This is a genomic window from Streptomyces sp. NPDC127595 (assembly GCF_042671685.1).
Classification (GTDB): domain Bacteria; phylum Actinomycetota; class Actinomycetes; order Streptomycetales; family Streptomycetaceae; genus Streptomyces.
This window is the reverse complement of sequence record NZ_JBHXWK010000011.1, coordinates 153,761-172,067: the sequence shown is the minus strand read 5'-3', so window position 1 is coordinate 172,067 and position 18,307 is coordinate 153,761. Positions and strand designations below refer to the sequence as shown.

The following is an 18,307-nucleotide window of genomic DNA, read 5'->3' as shown; positions in this document are numbered from 1 at the left end:
GAAGTCCGAGATGAACGCAGAAAGCCGTTCCAGGCTCAACCAGACGCCCGAGTGGACCGCGCTGGCCGAGCACCGCGCGGAGCTCGCGGAGACGCACCTGCGCGACCTGTTCGCGGCCGATCCCGGGCGCGGTGGCGGATACACCCTCGATGTCGGCGATCTGCACGTCGACTACTCCAAGCACCTCGTCACCGACGAGACACTGAGGCTGCTGCGCGAGCTGGCCTCGGCGACCGACGTCTTCGGGCTGCGGGACGCCATGTTCCGCGGCGAGAAGATCAACACGACCGAGGACCGGGCGGTGCTGCACACCGCGCTGCGTGCCCCGCGCGACGCGGTCATCGAGGTCGACGGCGAGAACGTCGTACCGGCGGTGCACGCCGTGCTCGACAAGATGGCCGGCTTCGCCGAGCGCGTCCGCTCCGGCGAGTGGACCGGCCACACCGGCAGGCGCATCAAGAACATCGTGAACATCGGCATCGGCGGCTCCGACCTCGGCCCGGCGATGGCGTACGAGGTGCTGCGCTCCTTCACCGACCGCGGCCTCACGGTCCGCTTCGTGTCGAACGTGGACGGCGCCGACCTGCACGAGGCCGTTCGGGACCTGGACCCGGCCGAGACGCTGTTCATCATCGCCTCGAAGACGTTCACCACGATCGAGACGATCACCAACGCGACTTCGGCCAGGAACTGGCTGCTGACCGAGCTGAAGGCCGGTCAGGAAGCCGTCGCCAGGCACTTCGTGGCGTTGTCGACCAATGCGGAGAAGGTGTCGGACTTCGGCATCGACACGGCGAACATGTTCGAGTTCTGGGACTGGGTCGGCGGGCGGTACTCGTACGACTCGGCGATCGGTCTCTCGCTGATGATCGCCATCGGGCCCGAGCAGTTCCGGTCGATGCTCGACGGGTTCAGGCTCGTGGACGAGCACTTCCGCACCGCGCCCGCCGAGTCCAACGTGCCTTTGCTGCTGGGCCTGTTGGGCATCTGGTACGGCAACTTCCACGACGCCCAGTCGCACGCGGTGCTGCCGTACTCGCACTACCTGTCCAAGTTCACCGCCTACTTGCAGCAGCTGGACATGGAGTCCAACGGCAAGTCCGTGGACCGGGACGGGCTTCCGGTGGAGTGGGAGACGGGCCCGGTCGTGTGGGGGACGCCCGGGACCAACGGGCAGCACGCGTACTACCAGCTCATCCACCAGGGCACGAAGCTGATCCCGGCCGACTTCATCGGCTTCGCCGAGCCCGTCGCCGATCTGCTGCCCGGTCTGGTCGCCCAGCACGACCTGCTGATGGCGAACTTCTTCGCGCAGACGCAGGCGCTGGCGTTCGGCAAGACGCCGGACGAGGTGCGGGCGGAGGGGGTGCCCGAGGAACTGGTGCCGCACAAGACGTTCAAGGGCAACCACCCGACGACGACGATTCTCGCGCGTGAGCTGACGCCGTCGGTGCTGGGGCAGTTGATCGCCCTCTACGAGCACAAGGTGTTCGTCCAGGGCGCCGTCTGGAACATCGACTCCTTCGACCAGTGGGGGGTCGAGCTCGGCAAGGTGCTGGCCAAGCGGGTCGAGCCGGCGCTGACCGAGGGGGCCGACGTGCCGGGGCTTGACGCCTCGACGACGGCGCTTGTTGCCAAGTACCGGGAGCTGCGGGGGCGTTAGCCGGGGTGGGCGGAGGGTTTTTTCGCCCCCTCCGCCCCTACCCGTCCCTTGTTCCTGGGGGCTGCGCCCCCAGACCCCCCTTTCGCGCTGAACGCGCTCGTCCTCAAACGCCGGACGGGCTGAAACACTGCCCCCAAGGGACGGGAATGAGTAGGGGCGGAGGGGGCGAAGGAAAGTCCCTTCGCCCCCTCCGCCCCTGCCCTCACGCCGAAGCCGGCGGATACAGCGACCGGGGCAGCTGGGAAGCCGCTGCCGCGTCCAGGAGCCACAGGGTGCGGGCGCGGCCCCGGGCGCCGGCGGCCGGGGCCTGGACCTCGCCCGCGCCGGACAGGGCGATCGCCGCCGCCTCGGCCTTGTCCTCGCCCGCCGCGAGCAGCCACACCTCACGTGCGGAGCGGATCGCGGGGAGGGTGAGGGAGATCCGGGTCGGCGGCGGCTTCGGGGCGCCGTGGACGCCGACCACCGTGCGTTCGGTCTCCCGTACCGCGGGCAGCTCGGGGAAGAGCGAGGCCACGTGGGTGTCGGGCCCGACACCCAGCATCAGCACGTCGAAGGTCGGGACCGAGCCGTGATTCTCGGGGCCGGCCGCCTTCGCGAGCTCTGCCGCGTACGCCTCCGCCGCGGCCTCCACGTCCGAGCCGTACGGCCCGTCCGAGGCGGGCATCGGATGCACCCGGGCGGGATCCAGCGGCACGGAGTCCAGGAGCGCGGCACGGGCCTGCGTGTCATTGCGTTCCGGGTCGCCCTCGGGCAGGAACCGCTCGTCGCCCCACCACAGGTCGAGGCGGGCCCAGTCGACGGCGTCCCGGGCGGGGGCCGAACTCAGCGCCGCCAGGAGCCCGTTGCCGTTGCGGCCGCCGGTGAGCACGATCGAGGCGTAGCCTCGCGAGGCCTGCGCGTCCACGATCTTCGTGATCAGGCGGGCCGCGGCGGCTTCGGCCATCAGCTCCTTGTCGCGGTGGACGACCAGTTGCGGAGTGCTCACTTGGCGGCCGTCCCCTTGGCCGGCGGCATCTGCGCCGGAGTCGGGCGGTTGCCGGCCGCGGCCGTGGCCGACGTCCTCGTGACCGAGTCGGCCACGGCGGACGCCGGAGTCCGGGTGGGCAGCGGAGACCTGTCCGCCGTCGACGGAGCGCCTCCCAGCCGGTCCACCCCGAACCGCAGCGCAGACGCGTACGTGTCGTCCGGGTCGAGGCGGCGCAGCTCCTCCGCCATCAGCTCGGAGGTCTCGCGGCGCTTGAGCGCCACCGGGCGGTTCGGCTGGCCCTCCAGTGTCAGGGTGGCCATCGCTCCGTCAGGGCGTTGCAGTGCGACGGGACCACCGGTGGTCTCCAGGCGCACGCTGGTCAGCCCGGGCCCGGCGGAGACCCCGCGCCTGACGTGTACGTGCAGCCGGTCGGCGAGCCACATGGCGAGCAGTTCGACGCTCGGGTTGAACTCCTCGCCCGTCACCTCCGCGGAGATGACCTCGCAGTCCACCTGGTCGAGGGCGGCGGCCAGCATGGAGCGCCAGGGGGTGATCCGGGCCCATGCCAGGTCGGTGTCGCCCGGCACGTAGTTCTCGGCGCGGGTGCGCAGCTCGTCGACGGGCTTCACCGCCGAGTAGCTGTCGGTGACCCGGCGCTGGCCAAGGGCCCCCAGCGGGTCCTTCGCAGGATCGCTCGGGGAGCCCACCGGCCACCAGACCACCACCGGGGCGTCCGGCAGGAGCAGCGGGAGCGCGACGGACTGGGCGTGGTCGGCGACCTCGCCGTAGAGGCGCAGGACGACCGTCTCACCGGTGCCCGCGTCAGCACCGACCCGTACCTCGGCGTCGAGGCGGGACTTCGTGCGGTCGCGCGGCGAGCGGGAGACGCGCCTGACGACCACGAGGGTGCGCGAGGGGTGCTCGCGCGAGGCGTCGTTGGCGGCCCTCAGGGCGTCGTAGGCGTTCTCCTCGTCGGTGACGATGACGAGGGTGAGCACCATGCCGACGGCGGGGGAGCCGATGGCCCGGCGGCCCTGCACCAGCGCCTTGTTGATCTTGCTGGCCGTGGTGTCCGTGAGGTCTATTTTCATGGGCGCCGCCAGCTCCGTCCGTCTCGCTCCAGCATTTCGTCCGCTTCGACGGGGCCCCAGGTGCCCGAGGGGTACTGCGCGGGCGTGCCGTGCTTGTCCCAGTACCGCTCGATCGGGTCGAGGATCTTCCAGGACAGCTCGACCTCCTCGGTGCGCGGGAAGAGGTTGGAGTCACCCAGGAGGACGTCCAGGATCAGGCGCTCGTACGCCTCGGGGCTCGACTCCGTGAAGGACTCGCCGTACGCGAAGTCCATCGAGACGTCCCGGATCTCCATGGAGGTGCCGGGGACCTTGGAGCCGAAGCGGACCGTGATGCCCTCGTCGGGCTGGACGCGGATGACGATCGCGTTCTGGCCCAGCTCCTCCGTCGCCGTGTGGTCGAAGGGGGAGTGCGGGGCGCGCTGGAAGACCACCGCGATCTCGGTGACGCGGCGGCCAAGACGCTTGCCGGTGCGGAGGTAGAAGGGGACCCCGGCCCAGCGGCGGTTGTCCACCTCGACCTTGATCGCCGCGTAGGTGTCGGTCTTCGACTTGGGGTCGATGCCGTCTTCCTGGAGATAGCCGACGGCCTTCTCGCCGCCCTGCCAGCCGGCCGCGTACTGCCCGCGGACCGTGTTCCTGCCCAGGTCCTTCGGCAGCTTCACCGCGCCGAGCACCTTGGTCTTCTCGGCGGCGAGCGCGTCCGCGTCGAAGGAGGCGGGCTCCTCCATCGCGGTGAGCGCCATCAGCTGGAGCAGGTGGTTCTGGATGACGTCACGGGCGGCGCCGATGCCGTCGTAGTAGCCGGCCCGGCCGCCGATGCCGATGTCCTCGGCCATGGTGATCTGTACGTGGTCGACATAGGACCGGTTCCAGATCGGCTCGAACATCTGGTTGGCGAAGCGGAGCGCCAGGATGTTCTGGACGGTCTCCTTGCCCAGGTAGTGGTCGATACGGAAGACCTGGTCCGGGGCGAAGACTTCCTCGACGGTCGAGTTGAGCTCCTCGGCCGACTTGAGGTCGTGGCCGAAGGGCTTCTCGATGACCGCCCGGCGCCAGGAGCCGTTCGGCTGGTCGGCCAGCCGGTGCTTCTTCAGCTGCTTGATGACCACCGGGAAGGCGGACGGCGGCACGGAGAGGTAGAAGGCGAAGTTGCCGCCTGTGCCCTGTGCCTTGTCCAGGTCCTCGATCGTGGAACGCAGCCGCTCGAAGGAGTCGTCGTCGTCGAAGGTGCCCTGCACGAAGCGCATGCCCTGGACGAGCTGCTGCCAGACCTCCTCACGGAAGGGCGTGCGCGCGTGTTCCTTGACCGCGTCGTGGACCTCCTGTGCGAAGTCCTCGTCGGCCCACTCGCGCCGGGCGAAGCCGACGAGGGAGAAGCCCGGCGGCAGCAGACCCCGGTTGGCGAGGTCGTATACCGCGGGCATCAGCTTTTTACGTGACAAATCGCCCGTGACGCCGAAGATGACCAGGCCCGACGGCCCCGCGATACGCGGGAGCCGTCGGTCTGCGGGGTCACGCAGCGGGTTGCTGCTTGACAAGGTTTCAGCCCTCCGAGGGGGCGAGGCGCTGGAGCTCTGCCTCAGTCGACTTGAGCAGGTCGTTCCAGGACGTCGCGAACTTCTCGACGCCCTCGTCCTCCAGGAGCTGGACCACGTCGTCGTAGGAGATCCCGAGCTTCTCGACGGCGTCGAGCTCGGCACGGGACTGCTCGTACGTACCGGCGATGGTGTTGCCGGTGATCTGGCCGTGGTCCTCGGTGGCCTCGAGCGTGGCCTCCGGCATGGTGTTCACCGTGTTGGGCGCGACCAGCTCGTCGACGTACAGGGTGTCCTTGTACGCCTTGTCCTTGACGCCGGTCGAGGCCCACAGCGGACGCTGCTTGTTGGCCTGCGCCTTGTCGAGGGCGGCCCAGCGGTCGGAGGAGAAGACCTCCTCGTACGCCTCGTACGCGAGCCGAGCGTTGGCCAGGCCCGCCTTGCCGCGCGCGGCCTTGGCCTCGTCCGTGCCCAAGGCGTCCAGCCGCTTGTCGATCTCGGTGTCCACGCGGGACACGAAGAACGACGCCACCGAGTGGATCTTGGAGAGGTCGAGGCCGGCGGCCTTGGCCTTCTCCAGGCCCGCCAGGTAGGCGTCCATGACCTCGCGGTAGCGCGCGAGCGAGAAGATCAGCGTGACGTTCACGCTGATGCCCTTGCCGATGACCTCGGTGATCGCGGGCAGGCCCGCCGGGGTCGCCGGGATCTTGATGAGGGTGTTGGGACGGTCGACCAGCCAGGCCAGCTGCTTGGCCTCGGCGACAGTCGCCGTCGTGTTGTTGGCCAGCCGCGGGTCGACCTCGATCGAGACCCGGCCGTCCTGGCCCTGCGTCGTGTCGAAGACCGGGCGCAGGATGTCGGCGGCGTCACGGACGTCCGCCGTCGTGATCATGCGGATGGCTTCTTCGACGGTGACCTTGCGGGCGGCGAGCTCGGTGAGCTGCTGCTCGTAGCCGTCGCCGCTCGAGATCGCCTTCTGGAAGATCGACGGGTTGGTGGTGACGCCCACGACGTGCTGCTGGTCGATCAGTTCGGCGAGATTGCCGGACGTGATCCGCTTGCGCGACAGGTCGTCCAGCCAGATCGCCACGCCTTCCTCGGAGAGGCGCTTGAGTGCGTCTGTCATGGAAATTGCATCTCCTACGTGTCGTATATCAGCGTCAGCGCTGGGCTGCGGCGATCGATTCCCGGGCGGCGGATGCGACGTTCTCGGCAGTGAAACCGAATTCGCGGAAGAGCACCTTGCCATCGGCCGAAGCACCGAAGTGCTCCAGCGAAACAATGCGTCCCGCGTCTCCGACGAACCGGTGCCAGGTGAGACCGATACCGGCCTCGACCGAGACCCGCGCGCGCACCGAAGTCGGCAGAACGCTGTCCCGGTACCCCTGGTCCTGCTCGTCGAACCACTCCACACACGGCATGGACACGACCCGCGTCGGGATGCCCTCGGCCTGGAGCTGCTCACGCGCCTCGACGGCGACGTGCACCTCGGAGCCGGTGCCGATGAGGATGACCTCGGGCGAACCGCCCTCAGCCTCGAAGAGCACATAACCGCCCTTGGCGGCATCCTCGTTGGGCTCGTACGTCGGGACGCCCTGGCGGGTCAGCGCGAGGCCGTGCGGGGCGCCCTTGCCGAACACCTTGGTGTAGCGCTTGAGGACCTCGCGCCAGGCGATCGTGGTCTCGTTGGCGTCCGCGGGACGGACCACGTTCAGACCGGGGATCGCACGCAGCGAGGCGAGGTGCTCGACCGGCTGGTGGGTCGGGCCGTCCTCGCCGAGGCCGATCGAGTCGTGCGTCCACACGTACGTCACCGGCGCGTGCATGAGGGCCGAGAGACGGACGGCGTTGCGCATGTAGTCGGAGAACACCAGGAAGGTGCCGCCGTAGATGCGGGTGTTGCCGTGCAGTGCGATGCCGTTCATCTCGGCGGCCATCGAGTGCTCGCGGATGCCGAAGTGGATCGTGCGGCCGTAAGGGTTCGCCCCCGGCAGCGGGTTGTCCGCCGGCAGGAAGGAACTCGTCTTGTCGATGGTCGTGTTGTTCGAGCCGGCCAGGTCGGCGGAGCCGCCCCACAGCTCGGGGATGACCGCGCCGAGAGCCTGCAGCACCTTGCCGGAGGCGGCACGCGTGGCGACACCCTTGCCCGCCTCGAACACCGGGAGGTGCGACTCCCAGCCCTCCGGCAGTTCACCGGCGGCGATGCGGTCGAACTCGGCGGCGCGCTCGGGGCTGGCGGTACGCCAGGCGGCGAAGCCCTTCTCCCACTCGCCCTTGGCCTCACGGCCGCGGTCCAGGGCCTTGCGGGTGTGCGCGAGAACCTCGTCGGCGACCTCGAAGGTCTTCTCCGGGTCGAAGCCGAGCACGCGCTTGGTGGCCGCCACCTCGTCGTCGCCGAGGGCCGAGCCGTGCGCGGCCTCGGTGTTCTGCGCGTTCGGGGCGGGCCAGGCGATGATCGAGCGCATCGCGATGAACGACGGCTTGTCCGTGACCGCCTTGGCGGCCTCGATCGCGTTGTAGATGGCGTGCGGGTCGAGGTCGCCGTCCGGCTTCGGGGCCACGCGCTGCACATGCCAGCCGTACGCCTCGTAGCGCTTGACGGTGTCCTCGGAGACCGCGGTCTCCGTGTCGCCCTCGATCGAGATGTGGTTGTCGTCCCACAGCAGGATCAGATTGCCGAGCTTCTGGTGACCCGCCATCGAGGACGCCTCGGCGGAGATGCCCTCCTGGAGGCAGCCGTCACCGGCGATCGCGAAGATGAAGTGGTCGAACGGGGATTCACCCTGAGGGGCGTCCGGGTCGAACAGGCCGCGCTCGTAACGGGTGGCCATCGCCATGCCCACCGCGTTGGCGACACCCTGGCCTAGCGGGCCCGTCGTCGTCTCCACGCCGGGGGTGTGCCCGTACTCGGGGTGACCGGGCGTCCTGCTGCCCCACGTCCTGAAGGCCTTCAGATCGTCCAGCTCCAGGCCGAAACCGGCCAGGTAGAGCTGGGTATAGAGGGTCAGGGACGAGTGGCCCGCGGACAGCACGAAACGGTCGCGTCCGGTCCAGTCGGGGTCCGCCGGGTCATGCCGCAGCACCTTCTGGAAAAGGGTGTACGCGACAGGCGCCAGGCTCATCGCCGTACCGGGATGGCCGTTACCGACCTTCTGTACGGCATCGGCGGCCAGGACGCGGGCGGTGTCCACGGCCCGCTGGTCCAACTCGGTCCACTCGAGGTCTGTGGTGGTCGGCTTGGTGCTCACCCTGGGTCAGGGCTCCTCTCCACATGTTCCACATGTCGAATACCGGCGCGCGTGCGCCCACCGGCCGTTGTCGAGCCTACCCCCGTAGGTACGTGCGTTTTTTCGAGTCATTCCAGACTGCCGGGAGTCGCCGGAATCCGCCTCCCGACCGGTCCATTCCGCATTCGGCAAGTGAATACGGAGCCGCCCGTCCGAGTGCTCAATCGACCTTCGCCACGCCCGTCGCCGGTGCGTCGCAACGCCCCTGGTGCGACGCCTCCCAACACGACCCCACCCCCGCGAATGTCGGGGTATGGGCAACGTCTACAGTGGCGTGGTACGCGCGAGCCTTTACGGGGAGTTCACACCCGGAGGCTTGCTGGGATGTCTCTGTCAGGGGTGTACGTGACGGCCGTCGAATCCCGTCCACCGGGTGTGCTCGGGACGAGCAACAGTCCGACCCACCGGCCGTTCGGGGCCCGTGTCATGGCGTTCGTGGCGCTGACGAAGCCACGGATCATCGAGCTACTGCTGATCACCACCGTCCCGGTGATGTTCCTGGCCCAGCAGGGGGTGCCCGACCTGAAGCTGGTGCTCCTCACCTGCCTCGGCGGCTACCTCTCGGCGGGCGGCGCCAACGCGCTCAACATGTACATCGACCGTGACATCGACGCGCTGATGGACCGCACCTCGCAGCGGCCACTGGTCACCGGCATGGTCAGCCCGCGCGAATGCCTCGCCTTCGGTCTCACCCTCGCCGCGGTCTCCACACTCCTGTTCGGCCTGACGGTCAACTGGCTCTCGGCCTGGCTCTCCCTCGGCGCACTCCTCTTCTACGTCGTCGTCTACACGATGATCCTCAAGCGCCGTACGTCGCAGAACATCGTCTGGGGCGGCATCGCCGGCTGCATGCCCGTCCTCATCGGCTGGTCGGCGGTGACCAACTCGATGTCCTGGGCCCCGGTCATCCTCTTCCTCGTCATGTTCTTCTGGACGCCGCCGCACTACTGGCCGCTGTCGATGAAGGTGCGAGCCGACTACGCGCGCGTCGGCGTGCCGATGCTGCCGGTCGTCGCCTCCAACAAGGTGGTCGCCCGCCAGATCGTCCTCTACAGCTGGGTGATGGTCGGCGTCTCGCTGCTGCTCACCCCGCTCGGCTACACCGGCTGGTTCTACACCTCGGTCGCCCTGCTGGCCGGCGGCTGGTGGCTGTGGGAGGCGCACGGGCTGCAGAACCGCGCCAAGGGCGAGGCGACGGGCGGCCAGCTCAAGGAGATGCGGCTGTTCCACTGGTCCATCACCTATGTGTCGCTGCTGTTCGTGGCGGTCGCGGTGGATCCCTTCCTCCGCTGAGCGTTCTCGATCTCCTCGACGGGCGGGGTGCGTGGTCAAGGCCACGCACCCCGCCCGTCGCCGTTTGATCTACCCGTCGGTAGCATCCTGGCCATGGCAGACACCCAGCAGGTTGACGAGAGCACCGGCGCCGCCCAGGACGCCAAGGCCGAGCGCAAGGCGGCCAGGTTCGCCAAGCAGATCTCCGCCTTCGCCAAGCAGCACGGCGGGGCCGAGGGCCATGTGGAGAACATCGGACAGCGCGGCGCCCGGATCGTGCTCGTCGGCGCGGACGGCGGCTGGGGCGACATCGTGGCCCCGACACACGCGATCGCCGAGCAGGCCGTGAAGAAGGCCGGGATCACTGTTCATGAGGAGTTCGACGGCGAGTTCGCGGCCAAGGTGAAGACGGGGCCGTACGAGTGGAAGCGGATGGCGGGGATCCAGCTCGGCGGGTCGAGCAAGGGCTGACGATCGCGCGCCTCGGAGAGGCCGACAACCGTCGGCTCTTCGCACGGGGTGTGTGCAAGCAACACCTGATACCCGGCTGGCCCGTTAGGACCTGAGGAAGCACGGTCCAGTCACGGGGAGTCCGGATGATCGAAACGCCGTCCCTGGTGGATCAGTACTGCCATGGAGTACTGAGGACGGAGCTGGGCCTCGGGACCTTCGAGGCCCACCTCGCCAGGACCGAAGGGCCGCCCGCTCCGGGAACGACCTTCTTCGACACCCAGACCGGGTTCGCGGTACGCCGCTGGTGTCCGCCCCTGCTGGGTCTGGAGCCGCACTGTCCGCCGGCCCGCTATCTCGCCCGGCGCCGTGAACTCGGCGTCCTGGAGTCGGGGCGCAGGCTGCTGCGGGGGAGTGGCATCACGACGTATCTCGTGGACACCGGGCTGCCGGGCGATCTCACCGGCCCCGGGGAAATGGCCTCCACCGGGGCGGCCGAGGCGCACGAGATCGTCCGCCTCGAACTGCTGGCCGAGCAGGTCGCGGACACCTCGGGCACGGTCGAGTCCTTTCTCGCCAATCTCGCCGAGTCCGTCCACGGCGCCGCCGCGAACGCCGTGGCCTTCACCTCCGTAGCGGGCGTACGGCACGGTCTGGCGCTCGCGCCCGAGCCGCCCGGGCCGGGAGAGGTACGGGGCGCGGCGGGGCGCTGGCTCGCGCGGCGCCCGGTGGGCGGGACGCTCAGTGACCCGGTGCTGCTGAGGCACCTGCTGTGGATCGCGGTCGCCTCAGGCCTGCCGCTCCAGCTCCATGCCGGACTCGGCGAACCGGGCCTGCGCATCGACCGCACCGACCCCGTCCTGCTCACCGACTTCGCCCGCGCCACGGCCGGACTCGGCACCGACCTGGTCCTTCTGCACGGCTACCCCTACCACCGGCACGCGGCGCACCTCGCCGGCGTCTTCCCGCATGTGTACGCCGACCTGGGCGCCGCCCTGGTGCGTACTGGGGCGCGGGCCGCGGCCGTGTTCTCGGAGATCCTGGAACTGGCGCCCTTCGGCAAGCTCCTCTTCTCCAGCGGCGCCCATGGGCTGCCCGAACTCCATGTGGTCGGCGCACGGTTGTTCCGTGAGGCCCTCGCCCGGGTGCTCGGCACATGGGTCGCCGAGGGCGCCTGGTCGCTGGCGGACGCGCAGCGGGTGGCGGGGCTCATCGCGGCGGGCAACGCACGCCGGGTGTACGGGGTGGAGTGAGCGCACCAGACTCTGATCCCATGACTGACGCCGACGCCGACGCCGCCACGGCCCGCCTGCTGGACCGTTTCCTGACCGACCTGCGCGCCCTCGCCCCCGTCGCCGTGTGGGCGCACGGTTCGCTCGCCGGGGGCGACTACCAGGAGGGGCGCAGTGATCTCGACCTGATCGCCGTCCTGGAGGACCCCGTTTCGCTGGGCACGGTGCGGAAGGTGGTCCGGCTGCACCGGCGGCTGCGGGTCGACGAGCCGCTCGCCGTGAAGCTGCACTGCAGCTACATGACCGCCGACAACATGGCGGACGCCGAGCGGTCGTACGTCACCTGGGCACAGAACGTGCTGATGAAAAGGCCGGTCACTCCCGTCACCCGGCGGGAACTGCATGCCTTCGGGCTGGTCCTGCACGGCAGGCCGCCCGGGGAACTGCTGCCTGCTGTCCGGGACCGCGAACTCAAGGCCTTCGTCGTACGGGACCAGAAGGAGTTCTGGCGGCCCGCGGTGGACAGGGCGCGGCTCTGGACGGACGACGGCTGGGTCGACCTCGGACCGGTCACCTTCGCCCGGGCGACCGTCACCCTGCGCGAGGGCCGGCTGATCTCCAAGAAGGAAGCCCTGGAACTGCTGCCGGAGCTGGGTGCGCCCCTCGACCTGGTCGAGGACATCAGGCGTCGGCGGTACGGGGATCCGGCGCCGCACACCGACGGGTGGCCGGTCCGCCGGGCGGAGCTCACCAGGGGCTACCTGGCCCCCGCGATCGATGGACTGGTCGCCACGTACGAGGGGTTCACGCGCGCGTGAGGGTCGATTCCGAGGCGGGACCCGGCACTTCCGCCAGGTTCTCCGGCCGTTCGCGCAGCGACAGCAGGACCCGCAGGACGCCGATCCACACCAGGCAGGAGCCGAACATGTGGAGGCCGACGAGGGCTTCGGGGAGGTCGGTGAAGTACTGGACGTAACCGATGACGCCCTGTCCGAGGAGGATGAGGAACAGGTCGCGGGTGCGGTCGAGGGGGCCCTTGGGGGCGTCGACGGCTTTGAGGACGAACCACAGGGCGAAGCTCAGCGTCACGACGATCCACGCCAGCACGGAGTGCACCTTGGTGACGTTCTCCCAGTCCAGCGGGATGCGTTCGACCTCGCTGGAGTCGCCGGCGTGCGGGCCCGCGCCGGTGACGACCGTGCCGAGCGCGATCAGCAGGACGGTCGCGGCGACCAGCACCCACACCATCTGCTGCACCGGCTTGCCCACCAGGGGGCGCGGCGTGCCGTCGCCCTCGCGGGTGCGGTGCCACATGAGGGTGGCGACGGCGATGAGCGCGGTGGAGAGGAGGAAGTGGGCCGCGACCGTATACGGGTTGAGGCCGACCAGTACGACGATGCCGCCGAGCACCGCGTTGCTCATGACGACCCAGAACTGCGTCCAGCCCAGCCGGGTCAGGCCCCGTCGGTACGGCTTCTGAGAGCGCGCCGCGATGATCGCCCAGCCGACCGCCGCGCACAGCACATACGTCAGCATGCGGTTGCCGAACTCGATGACGCCGTGGACGCCCATCGCGCTCGTCGTGGTGAGCGAGTCGTCGGTGCACTTGGGCCAGGTCGGGCAGCCGAGCCCGGAGCCGGTCAGCCGCACGGCACCGCCGGTGACCACGATCACCACCGCCATGACGAGGGCGGCGAGAGCCGCACGCCGCACCGTCCGGGTGGTCGGGGTCCAGCGATCGGCGATGAAGGCGAGCGGGTTGCGCGCCGCGCGAAGGGCGTCGGCTCGGGTCAGGTTGGGCACGCGCACCATCGTAGGGGGCCGCTTGTGCACGCCTTCACGAGGGCCCCATACCTACTCCCAGCGGAAGAATCTCCCCGCGGCCGCCAGCCCCACGACCGCCCACACCGCCAGGATTCCGAGGTCACCCCACGGCATTCCCGCCCCGTGCTGCAGTACGTCCCGCAGTCCGTCCGACAGGGCCGAGATCGGCAGCAGGCCGAGGACGTCCTGGGCGCCGGAGGGGAACTTGTCGAGGGGGACGATCACGCCGCCGCCGACCAGGAGCAGCAGGAAGACCAGGTTCGCGGCGGCCAGGGTGGCCTCCGCCTTCAGGGTGCCGGCCATCAGCAGGCCGAGGCCGGAGAAGGCGGCGGTGCCGAGGATCAGGAGGAGCAGGACGGCGAGCGGGTTGCCGTGCGGTGACCAGCCGAGGGCGAGGGCGATCGCCGTCACCAGGAGCACCTGGAGGATCTCCGTGACCAGGACCGACGCCGTCTTGGCGGTCATCAGGCCCCAGCGGGGGAGCGGGGAGGCGGCGAGCCGCTTCAGGACGCCGTAGCGGCGCTCGAAGCCCGTCGCGATCGCCTGGCCCGTGAACGCCGTCGACATCACGGCGAGCGCGAGGATGCCGGGGGTCAGGAAGTCGACCGCCTTGCCGGAACCCGTGTCGACGATGTCCACCGCGCTGAACAGGACCAGCAGGAGCGTGGGGATGACGACCGTGAGGAGGAGCTGCTCGCCGTTGCGGAGCAGCATCTTCGTCTCCAGGACGGCCTGCGCGGCGATCATCCGGGGAAGCGGGGCGGCCCCGGGCCTCGGGGTGTACGTACCGGCGGTGGCGGTGGTCACGAACTCAGCTCCTTGCCGGTCAGTTCCAGGCTGTGTCTTCCCGGGGGACGCTGTGCCCGATTGTCGCTGCGCGACGGGCCGGACCCCCGGCCGAAAGACGGGTGGGCCGGGCTCATGAGCGCAACTCCCTGCCAGTGAGCTCCAGGAACACGTCTTCGAGTGTGTGGCGTTCGACGGAGATCTTCTCCGGCATCACGCCGTGCTGGGCGCACCAGGACGTGACCGTCGCGAGCAGTTGCGGGTCGACCTTGCCGCCGATCCGGTAGGCGCCCGGCGTCAGCTCCGCCGCTGTGCTGTCCGCCGGGAGGGCCTTCAGCAGGGACAGCACGTCGAGCCCTGGACGGCCGCTGAAGCGGAGGGTGTTCTCGGCGCCGCCGCGGCACAGTTGCTCGGGGGAGCCGTGCGCGATGACCTTGCCCGCGTCGATGATCGCGACATCGTCGGCGAGCTGCTCGGCCTCGTCCATGTGGTGCGTGGTGAGGATGACCGAGACACCGTCGGTGCGCAGATCACGGACGAGTTCCCAGGTGGCCAGGCGGGCCTGTGGGTCGAGCCCCGCCGTCGGCTCGTCGAGGAAGACCAGTTCGGGGCGGCCGACCACCGCCATCGCCAGTGCGAGACGCTGCTGCTGGCCGCCCGACAGCCGCCGGTAGGTCGTACGGCCGCAGCTTTCGAGGCCGAGCCGTTCGATGAGCGCGTCCACGTCCAGCGGGTGTGCGTGGAGTTTCGCCACGTGGCGGAGCATCTCGTCGGCCCGCGCGCCCGAGTAGACGCCGCCGGACTGGAGCATGACGCCGATCCGCGGGCGCAGTTCCCCGGCCTGCCGGACCGGGTCGAGGCCCAGGACGCGCACCGTGCCGGAGTCCGGTCTCCGGTAGCCCTCGCAGGTCTCGATCGTGGTCGTCTTTCCCGCGCCGTTCGGGCCGAGGACGGCGGTGATGCCCGGCTCGGCCACCAGGTCGAGGCCGTCCACCGCGGTCTTCCTGCCGTACCTCTTCACCAAGGCCTGGACCTGGACCACGGGCTCGCTTCGCATGAGGAGCAAGTCTAGGGACGGGTCCGGGGCTCCCGGGCGCGGGGGGCCGCATCCACGTACGGCTCCCGTGGCCGGTGCAGTGCGAGCCACCGCTCCGCGTACGCCACCGCGTCGGCCACCGGGAACAGCCGGGTGTCGGCCGCGCCCACCCGGCCCCGTACGACGGGACGGTCGCGCTCGAAGTCGGAGCCCAGCTCGTCGAAGCGCTCGGAGGTGATCGACACCTCCGTCACCTTCTCCCAGCCGTCGGCGGCCGGCCGCCCCACCTCGACCAGCGGCGACGGTATCCGGTATTCGGCCAGGTGGAAGGCGGTGCACGCGTCGTATCCCGCGCCCAGCAGCAGCACCCGTGCGTCCAGCAGCTCCAGGCGGGCCAGCGGGCTGCGCTCGCCCAGGCGGCAGTCCGTCGCGTGGCCCTCGGTGATCTCCGCCGCGCGCGGGCCGAGCGCCGCGAACGAGGTCTGCGGGTGCGCGCTGCGCCGGGCGCCGGGCCAGGTCCGTACGGTCTCCGGGATCACGCCGACCCCGCGGGTGGGGGTGACGAGGGGGTCGTACGAGGGCATCTGCGCCCGGATGGCCGGCCACCACTCCTCCGGTACCGGCGGGTTGCTCCACAGGGCCGGGTCGGAGAGGTCGCCGGACTGGGTGGGGACCACCAGGGTTCCGTCGGGGCCGAGTGCGTCGAGGAGCCCCTGGACGACCGCGACGGCGCCGCCGCAGACCCAGCCGAGGGAGCTGAGCGAGGAGTGCACGAGGAGGGTCTCGCCGGGGCGTACGCCCAGTTGGAGAAGCTGTGCGGAGACTGTGTCCCGTGTGACGAGTGGCCCGGTGGGAGGGGGTGTCGGCATGGTTCGGCAGTGTTCCGGAGGGGCCGGTCCGTGGCTACTGAATTGATCGATCAAAGATCGTTTCCGCAGGTCAGCTTAGGTATACCTAAGTGATGCACGGCACCGTCCACGCCTCGGGCGCGGCTTGCCAGGCTCTGAGGAATTACGCAACAATAGCGTTGTGAAAAACGTTGGCGAGGCTCCGCAGGAGGAACTCGCGACCGGTGAGCGATCCACTCGCAACCGGGTCGCGCGCTCCATTCTGGACCACGGCCCCTCCACCGTGACCGACCTGGCCGGCCGGCTGGGACTGACCTCGGCCGCCGTACGCCGTCATCTCGACGCCCTTGTCGCCGACGACGTCGTGGAAGCACGTGAGCAGCGGGTCTACGGAGCGCGTACGCGTGGCCGTCCCGCCAAGGTGTTCGCCCTGACCGACTGCGGCCGGGACGCCTTCGACCAGTCCTACGACAAGCTCGCCGCGGAAGCCCTGCGCTGGATCGCCGAGCGCGAGGGCGGGGACGACGCGGTCGTCGCCTTCGCCCGCGCCAGGATCGCCGCACAGGCGGACGCGTACCGCGCCGCCATAGAGTCCGCCGCCCCCGACAAGCGCACCGAAGCACTCGCCAAGGCCCTGAGCGCGGACGGATACGCTGCCACGGCGCGTAGCGCACCGGTCGGCGAGCAGCTCTGCCAGCACCACTGCCCGGTCGCCCATGTCGCCGAGCAGTTCCCGCAGCTGTGCGAGGCGGAGACCGAGATCTTCTCGCAGCTGCTCGGCACCCATGTGCAGCGGCTGGCGACCATCGCCCACGGCGACGGCGTATGCACGACGTTCATCCCCAAGATTTCCAAGACTGTTTCCGAACTGCCTGACGCATCTGCAAGCACCGCCGGGAGGAACCCCGCATGACGCTCCCCATCGAGGAGACTGCCCACCCCGAGCTCGAGGGTCTGGGCACGTACGAGTACGGCTGGGCCGACTCCGACGTGGCCGGTTCCTCCGCCAAGCGAGGGATCAACGAGGACGTCGTCCGCGACATCTCCCAGAAGAAGAACGAGCCGGAGTGGATGACCAAGCTCCGGCTCAAGGGCCTGCGCCTGTTCGAGAAGAAGCCCATGCCGAACTGGGGCTCGGACCTGTCGGGCATCGACTTCGACAACATCAAGTACTTCGTGCGCTCCACGGAGAAGCAGGCGGCGTCCTGGGAGGACCTGCCCGAGGACATCAAGAACACGTACGACAAGCTCGGCATCCCGGAGGCGGAGAAGCAGCGCCTGGTCGCCGGCGTCGCCGCGCAGTACGAGTCCGAGGTCGTCTACCACCAGATCAACGAAGAGCTCGAGGCGCAGGGTGTCATCTTCATGGACACCGACACCGCGCTGAAGGAGCACCCGGAGCTCTTCAAGGAGTACTTCGGCACCGTCATCCCGGTCGGCGACAACAAGTTCGCGTCGCTGAACTCCGCGGTGTGGTCCGGCGGCTCGTTCATCTACGTCCCCAAGGGCGTGCACGTCGAGATCCCGCTCCAGGCCTACTTCCGTATCAACACGGAGAACATGGGCCAGTTCGAGCGGACGCTGATCATCGTCGACGAGGACGCCTACGTCCACTACGTCGAGGGCTGTACGGCGCCGATCTACTCCTCGGACTCCCTGCACTCCGCGGTGGTCGAGATCATCGTGAAGAAGGGCGGCCGCTGCCGCTACACGACCATCCAGAACTGGTCGAACAACGTCTACAACCTGGTCACCAAGCGCGCCGTGGCGTACGAGGGCGCGACCATGGAGTGGATCGACGGCAACATCGGCTCCAAGGTCACCATGAAGTACCCGGCCGTCTACCTGATGGGCGAGCACGCCAAGGGCGAGACCCTGTCCATCGCCTTCGCGGGCGAGGGCCAGCACCAGGACGCCGGCTCCAAGATGGTCCACATGGCGCCGAACACCTCCTCCAACATCGTGTCGAAGTCCGTGGCGCGTGGTGGCGGCCGTACGTCCTACCGCGGGCTCGTCGAGATCGGCGAGGGGGCCCACGGCTCCAAGTCGAACGTGCTGTGCGACGCGCTGCTCGTCGACACCATCTCCCGCTCCGACACGTACCCGTACGTCGACGTCCGCGAGGACGACGTGTCCATGGGCCACGAGGCGACCGTCTCCAAGGTCAGCGACGACCAGCTCTTCTACCTGATGAGCCGCGGCATGACCGAGTTCGAGGCGATGGCGATGATCGTGCGCGGCTTCGTCGAGCCGATCGCCAAGGAACTGCCCATGGAGTACGCCCTTGAGCTCAACCGGCTGATCGAGCTCCAGATGGAAGGCGCGGTCGGCTGA

At 69.5% G+C, this 18,307-nt stretch carries 16 protein-coding genes; 7 read left to right on the top strand and 9 right to left on the bottom strand.

Annotation, left to right across the window (positions count from 1 at the left end; genetic code table 11):
* Positions 1-10 precede the first annotated feature (10 nt).
* Positions 11-1,663: a glucose-6-phosphate isomerase gene (gene pgi / locus ACFVKT_RS30835; protein WP_385737612.1), complete on the top strand. Its 1,653-nt coding sequence runs from the start codon at positions 11-13 to the stop codon at positions 1,661-1,663.
* A 202-nt stretch (positions 1,664-1,865) separates the two neighbouring features.
* Here pgi and pgl read toward each other — a convergent pair whose 3' ends face one another.
* Genes pgl through tkt form a run of 5 tightly spaced genes read right to left on the bottom strand, consistent with a single transcriptional unit; the run spans position 1,866 to position 8,486 of the window.
* A complete protein-coding gene (pgl, locus tag ACFVKT_RS30830; protein WP_385737610.1) occupies positions 1,866-2,648 on the bottom strand; it encodes a 6-phosphogluconolactonase in 783 nt (260 codons plus the stop codon).
* Complete coding sequence (gene opcA / locus ACFVKT_RS30825) at positions 2,645-3,721, bottom strand: glucose-6-phosphate dehydrogenase assembly protein OpcA (RefSeq protein ID WP_385737608.1); 1,077 nt, start codon at positions 3,719-3,721, stop codon at positions 2,645-2,647. Before opcA ends, pgl begins: the two co-directional genes overlap by 4 nt.
* The gene (gene zwf / locus ACFVKT_RS30820; protein ID WP_385737606.1) at positions 3,718-5,241 is read right to left on the bottom strand and encodes a glucose-6-phosphate dehydrogenase; all 1,524 of its coding nucleotides are present in this window, start codon (positions 5,239-5,241) and stop codon (positions 3,718-3,720) included. The genes opcA and zwf overlap by 4 nt, the downstream gene beginning before the upstream one ends.
* Before the next feature lie 4 nt (positions 5,242-5,245).
* Positions 5,246-6,364, bottom strand: a complete 1,119-nt coding sequence (gene tal, locus ACFVKT_RS30815) for a transaldolase (RefSeq protein WP_385737604.1) — start codon at positions 6,362-6,364, stop codon at positions 5,246-5,248.
* A 34-nt stretch (positions 6,365-6,398) separates the two neighbouring features.
* A complete protein-coding gene (gene tkt, locus ACFVKT_RS30810; RefSeq protein WP_385737602.1) occupies positions 6,399-8,486 on the bottom strand; it encodes a transketolase in 2,088 nt (695 codons plus the stop codon).
* A 378-nt stretch (positions 8,487-8,864) separates the two neighbouring features.
* Between tkt and ACFVKT_RS30805 the strand changes: the two genes are divergently transcribed.
* The 4 genes from ACFVKT_RS30805 (at position 8,865) to ACFVKT_RS30790 (ending at position 12,297) form a co-directional block, all read left to right on the top strand.
* Entirely contained in the window at positions 8,865-9,818 is a 954-nt protein-coding gene (locus ACFVKT_RS30805; RefSeq protein WP_385737882.1) for a heme o synthase, read from the top strand.
* A gap of 93 nt (positions 9,819-9,911) precedes the next feature.
* Positions 9,912-10,268 (top strand): hypothetical protein, encoded by a 357-nt coding sequence (locus tag ACFVKT_RS30800; RefSeq protein ID WP_385737600.1) that lies wholly within the window; start codon positions 9,912-9,914, stop codon positions 10,266-10,268.
* 125 nt (positions 10,269-10,393) lie between these two features.
* Positions 10,394-11,500: an amidohydrolase family protein gene (locus ACFVKT_RS30795; protein WP_385737598.1), complete on the top strand. Its 1,107-nt coding sequence runs from the start codon at positions 10,394-10,396 to the stop codon at positions 11,498-11,500.
* Between the two features lie 20 nt (positions 11,501-11,520).
* Positions 11,521-12,297, top strand: coding sequence for a nucleotidyltransferase domain-containing protein (locus tag ACFVKT_RS30790; RefSeq protein WP_385737596.1), 777 nt, complete (start codon positions 11,521-11,523; stop codon positions 12,295-12,297).
* On the opposite strand, the gene ACFVKT_RS30785 is transcribed toward ACFVKT_RS30790, so the two are convergent.
* From ACFVKT_RS30785 to ACFVKT_RS30770, 4 genes are all read right to left on the bottom strand, one after another.
* The gene (locus tag ACFVKT_RS30785) at positions 12,284-13,291 is read right to left on the bottom strand and encodes a heme A synthase (RefSeq protein ID WP_385737594.1); all 1,008 of its coding nucleotides are present in this window, start codon (positions 13,289-13,291) and stop codon (positions 12,284-12,286) included. The genes ACFVKT_RS30790 and ACFVKT_RS30785 overlap by 14 nt on opposite strands.
* Before the next feature lie 42 nt (positions 13,292-13,333).
* On the bottom strand, positions 13,334-14,050 hold the full coding sequence (locus ACFVKT_RS30780) for an ABC transporter permease (protein WP_385737880.1): 717 nt from the start codon (positions 14,048-14,050) through the stop codon (positions 13,334-13,336).
* A 172-nt stretch (positions 14,051-14,222) separates the two neighbouring features.
* Positions 14,223-15,146 carry an ABC transporter ATP-binding protein gene (locus ACFVKT_RS30775; RefSeq protein WP_385737592.1) on the bottom strand — a complete coding sequence of 308 codons (924 nt, stop codon included), beginning with the start codon at positions 15,144-15,146 and terminating at the stop codon, positions 14,223-14,225.
* Positions 15,147-15,157: 11 nt separating this feature from the next.
* Positions 15,158-15,994 (bottom strand): aminoglycoside N(3)-acetyltransferase, encoded by an 837-nt coding sequence (locus tag ACFVKT_RS30770; protein ID WP_385737590.1) that lies wholly within the window; start codon positions 15,992-15,994, stop codon positions 15,158-15,160.
* Positions 15,995-16,154: 160 nt separating this feature from the next.
* On the opposite strand from ACFVKT_RS30770, the gene ACFVKT_RS30765 reads away from it, so the two are divergent.
* Together ACFVKT_RS30765 and sufB are read left to right on the top strand one after the other, a co-directional pair.
* Positions 16,155-16,886: a helix-turn-helix transcriptional regulator gene (locus ACFVKT_RS30765; RefSeq protein ID WP_385737588.1), complete on the top strand. Its 732-nt coding sequence runs from the start codon at positions 16,155-16,157 to the stop codon at positions 16,884-16,886.
* Positions 16,883-18,307: a Fe-S cluster assembly protein SufB gene (gene sufB, locus ACFVKT_RS30760; RefSeq protein WP_385737586.1), complete on the top strand. Its 1,425-nt coding sequence runs from the start codon at positions 16,883-16,885 to the stop codon at positions 18,305-18,307. The genes ACFVKT_RS30765 and sufB overlap by 4 nt, the downstream gene beginning before the upstream one ends.